The sequence below is a fragment of the Dehalococcoidales bacterium genome, from assembly GCA_030698765.1.
Taxonomy (GTDB): domain Bacteria; phylum Chloroflexota; class Dehalococcoidia; order Dehalococcoidales; family UBA2162; genus JAUYMF01.
On the sequence record JAUYMF010000022.1, the window covers coordinates 1 to 4,716 of the forward strand.

The 4,716-nt window shown below is 52.7% G+C and carries 4 protein-coding genes; 1 reads left to right on the plus strand and 3 read right to left on the minus strand.

The genetic code is table 11. The features are described 5' to 3' along the window. Nucleotides 1-235: 235 nt before the first annotated feature. From Q8Q07_00870 to Q8Q07_00880, 3 genes are all read right to left on the minus strand, one after another. On the minus strand, nucleotides 236-637 hold the full coding sequence (locus tag Q8Q07_00870; protein ID MDP3878843.1) for a c-type cytochrome: 402 nt from the start codon (nucleotides 635-637) through the stop codon (nucleotides 236-238). A 4-nt stretch (nucleotides 638-641) separates the two neighbouring features. Continuing rightward, on the minus strand, nucleotides 642-1,898 hold the full coding sequence (locus Q8Q07_00875) for a sulfite oxidase (GenBank protein MDP3878844.1): 1,257 nt from the start codon (nucleotides 1,896-1,898) through the stop codon (nucleotides 642-644). A 282-nt stretch (nucleotides 1,899-2,180) separates the two neighbouring features. Next, nucleotides 2,181-3,554, minus strand: coding sequence for an MFS transporter (locus Q8Q07_00880; protein ID MDP3878845.1), 1,374 nt, complete (start codon nucleotides 3,552-3,554; stop codon nucleotides 2,181-2,183). Between the two features lie 56 nt (nucleotides 3,555-3,610). Between Q8Q07_00880 and Q8Q07_00885 the strand changes: the two genes are divergently transcribed. Continuing rightward, nucleotides 3,611-4,716: anthranilate synthase component I family protein (locus tag Q8Q07_00885; protein MDP3878846.1), on the plus strand; the 1,106-nt coding region annotated here is incomplete at its 3' end.

The following is a 4,716-nucleotide window of genomic DNA, read 5'->3' on the forward strand; positions in this document are numbered from 1 at the left end:
GCCCCGGCCTCTCCCTCTTTGAGAACCTGGATAATCTGCTCTTCGGTGTACTTCTTCCGTTTCATTTCGAGTCCTCCCGTTCGCTATATTCTAGCGGAGAACTCTAAGAGGCGTTGGCATTATTTACGGGGGAAAGGTCAAAACGCCGGATTCCAGGGATACCATGTATGACCACGCGTAAGCGTTTGAGCGTGGGTAATGAAAAGTATTTATACATAACATGACTATATACCTGTTATTTCAAAGTTATGTTACCCAGACGGTTCGCGTCCAGAGGAGTCCCGGGTGAAATAAAGTTGTTTTCAACCAGTAAATAGCCCACCACATTCAAGTAGTCCTGCTGGGAAAGGCTTCCCGGGTTATCCTGTGGCATGGCTGTATTTACATAGTCCATAAGCCCCTGTCCCGTGTTGTACTTTGCCAGCCGGGCATTAACGCCGGTAATCGCCGGTGCCGTTATCCCGTCTTCGTTATCGCCATGGCATTCTGCACAATGAGTGGCATAAACTGTCTTCCCCGTTTCTGCAAGCTGTGCAGCGGTGGGAGCAGAAGGTTGCCGGGGTTGTCCACCACAAGCGCTGATAAACAAGCTGACAATAAGGATGACCGGTAAACATACGGAACCAAATTTCAGCATTTCGTCATTCCTGGGAAACTGTCACCGGATGTGGCACCATCGCGCCGAAGATGTAGCCCTGTTGGTTCCATTGTTGCTGTGAAACAGGGTACTGCACGTTACCCTGATTATCAACAGCACGCGGTGTGATAGTCATATCTCCCGGTTGCGCAGTGAAGGAGAATTCCCAGCGGCTGCCGGCACTCTCAATATTAGGACCGGTAAGCACGGCTGGCTGGAAGGTAACGCCTCCATCAAGACTAACGTCTACCCCTGATATCTTCCCGAAAGGCGACCAGGCATAGCCGGTCACCTTCTGGGAGCCAGCCTTCAAGGTGGCCGGGAAAGGCAGGCACAACGCGCTCTTCATTACTTGAGTGCTGAGAGCCGGTCCGTCTGCCGGCGGTTGGGGTTGATAATCAGGCCCAACCATGATGTAGGTTTTTGTGTTCCAATCCGAGTATTGCGGCGTCGTGGACACAATGAGTTTATTGACCCACTTAACATTGGCGACGCCGATCCAACCGGGAGTCAGCACCCGCGCCGGAAAACCGTGGTCTATTGGCAGAATATCACCATTCATCATGTAGGCGAGAATGGTATCGTCCGCCATCGCTTTGTCCACTGACATTGGTCTCCGTACCTGTGTGCTGTCGAGGCCGATTGGCATAACGTCAACGGCCGAGCCCTTGATTCCGGCACGGCTCAAAAGCTCGTTCAGTGGTACGCCCACCCATTCGGCAATTCCGTAAGCGCCCAAATGCCACTGGCCGCCCTGTGCCGGATTATTCATCAGGCTGGCATAAAAGCTGCGTCCGTTGCCGGCACACTCAAGATAGCGCGTCACCGTCTTTGACGGCAGCTTCAAGAGGTCATCGTAGGTCAGTGTTAAGGGTGTTGCCACGCCATCGCCCTCAATATTTAATGTCCAGGTTTTGACATCAACCAAAGGCGCCGAAGTGTGGTTACGAACGAAGAAGAACGAATTAGGCATGGCATAAGGCCGGTTCGCCATAACCTCAAAACGCATCTCCGCATTAGTCGCGCCGATGGGGATGAAGAACTGTTCCGGCAGCGGTTTGTTAACTGGCCTGGATGAAGTGGATGTCTCCGTTGGTGTGGAGGGGAGTGGCGGTGTTTCTTTCAGGGTACAGGCGGCCAGCACAGCCGCCGCGCCGCTACCGGCAAGCAAGATGAGAAACTTGCGGCGGGTCATCCCGGATGCCCGAGCTTTTTGCCATAAGGCTTCCTTCTGTTCTTCCTTCAGATCAGAGCGGTTCATTATTCTTCCCCCCTTAGCGTCCCTTTTCAGTTGCCAGAGGAACGACTCACACAGGCATCTGCGGTGCCCTTTATCGAATATGATTGCTCTTACCCGGATATTTTACCACTTTATTTACAGGTTTCATACGCATGGAAGGGCAATCATCCCGGTGTTTGTGCGGTGGCAGGGAAAGGCTCTCTTTGAGCCGTCCACTGCATGGAAGTAATCCCCAAGCGAGATTACTTCCATATGTCCGCTTTCTCCGGCATTACCCTTACTCGCAGTGCCCTCGATTGGCGACTACATCCTGGCCTGTGATTTTCGAACCGGCTTGCCGGCAAACCCAAAAAATAGAGAGCCAAAAGCAGTAAGCACGGTCAGGATGGTGAACGCTAACCGGTAGTCTCCGTATATGTCTGCGAGCCAGCCCGCAAAGATAGGAGCGCTGACCTGTGCCGTGGTCGAAAATACATTTGAGATCCCCAGTATAAGCCCTATGGAGTTGCGCCCGAAGTACTCCGCACGGATTGCGTTCTGCGTGACGGCTCGAATGCCCCACGCTATACCATGGAATATGGTAAACAGGATAACCTGCCCCATGCTGATGGCGTAGGTCAGTATGAAGAGGCCAATGCTGTGAGACAGCATGCATATCACAAGTAGCACCCTCTTTTGAATCCGGTCGGCAAGAAACCCGCCAACTACCCTGCCGACAACGGAGAACACCGACAATAGCGCCACAATGCTACCGGCAGCCTCTAAGGACATTCCTAGCTGCTGGACAAGGTGAGGCGCCAGATGGAGAGAAACCGCGGATACGGTCAAAATAGCTAAGGCGTGTCCACTTGCAATCAACCAGAAAGCGCGGGACTTGAGAGCCTCTCTCGCCGAGAAGCTGTCATCCTCTTGAGACTTATCCTGTGGAACCGGGCTGGCAGAAGGATGTTCCTGCAGATGCTCTTCGGAGCGAGCCGGGCGGTCACCGTCCGGAAGGTAGCCGTATTGCTCCGGCTTATGGCGTACCAGTAGAGCCAGCGGGATACCGATGATCCAGATAATAAAACCGGAGGCTAGGGCGGTAACGCGCCATCCATGGGTGGTCAGGCTCCATGCTATCGCCGGTACAATCACTCCGCCCAATGCTCCGCCTGCTAAAGCTATACCCAAGGTCAGGCTGCGTTTACGGACAAACCAGTTGAATATAGCCACCATGAAAGAAAGATTACCGCAAAAGCCGGACCCTATGGATAGCAAGAGAAAAGCGGCAAAAAAGGCCACAATGGACTGGACCATACTCAACATGATAAAGCCACCGCCAAGCAAGATGACGCCGATCAATATCACACGACGGGGTCCAAAACGGTCTGAAATCCACCCCTGAAAGGGATCCAGGATCCCGCTTTCGACATGTCCCAGAGAGTAGCCTGTGGAAAGCAGAGCGCGGCTCCAGCCAAACTCCGCCTGAAGCGGCAGGAAATAAACTGTAAAGCCCTGATTCAGAAAGCCCCGGTTCAACGCATTAATAACACAGGAAGATAGAACGATCCACCAACCAAAGAAGATTCCTTGAAACCGTCTTCGTGTAGCGCCTAAGCCATCCAGCATAGCATCGATATATAGAATATCATATCCACGAGCTTTGGAGAAACCGGCGCCCTGGAGTTGAGGGACCATACCCTGGATTTTTAATTCCCATTTCGCTGGTAAGATAGTACAATACATAGCGTAGCATGACTCGTTTACCACTGATAGAAGAATTGGGTGACGGACTGTCGGCAGTGGCAGTCTTCGAGCTTTTCAGGAAAGAACCGGCTTGTTTCTTTCTTGACAGCGGTCTGGACCCGCAGAAGCTGGGGCGGTATTCCTTCATGGGCGGGAGCCCGTTTCTGCTGCTCAAGTCCCGAGGTGAAAACATAACCATCATCAGGGACAGTGTTGCATCAATCGAAAAAGGTAACCCGCTTGATATCCTGGGCAGGTATCTGGAGACCTATCGCCTGGATACTTGTTCGCAGCCGGTTCACTTTTCCGGCGGCGCCGTAGGCTATATCAGCTACGATATATGTCATTTCATTGAAAAACTACCCGGGAAAGCCGTCGATGATCTCCGGTTACCGGAATGCTGCTTCGGTTTTTATGACCTGGTGCTGGCTTTCGATAATCTCCTCGGGAAGACATTTATAGTTTCGACAGGATTCCCCGAACTTGAGGAAAAGCCGAGGCTTTGCCGGGCCGGGGAACGTCTTGAAGAATTCAAAAAAAGGCTGGCAAGTCTTCCCCGTGCCGGAGAAGAGCCGGGATCAAAATTCACTTCCGCCGGTGGACGTACCGGTCTCACCAGCAACTTTACCCATGATGATTACATTGAGGCGGTGGAAAAGGCGCGGCAATATATCATTGACGGCGATATTTTTGAGGTGAATATCTCACAAAGGTTCGAAGCGGAAATGCCCGTTATCCCCTGGGAGCTTTACCTCCGCCTGCGGCAGGTAAATCCGGCGCCCTTTGCCGCTTACCTTGACTTCGGCGAAGTCACCATTGTAAGCGCCTCACCGGAAAGATTCATCCGCTGCCGGGGTGACCGGGTAGAGACACGTCCTATCAAGGGTACCACCTCCCGCGGCAAGACACCGCGTGATGACCTGGCTAAGGCAAAGGGGCTGCTCAGCAGTATCAAGGACCATGCGGAAAATATGATGATTGTCGACCTGGAAAGGAATGACCTGGGGAAAGTCTGCCGTTTCGGCACGGTCAAGGTCACCGAGTTGGCAATCCTGGAGAAGTACCCCACCGTTTTTCATCTGACTTCGACGGTGGTGGGGCAGCTTAAAGAAGG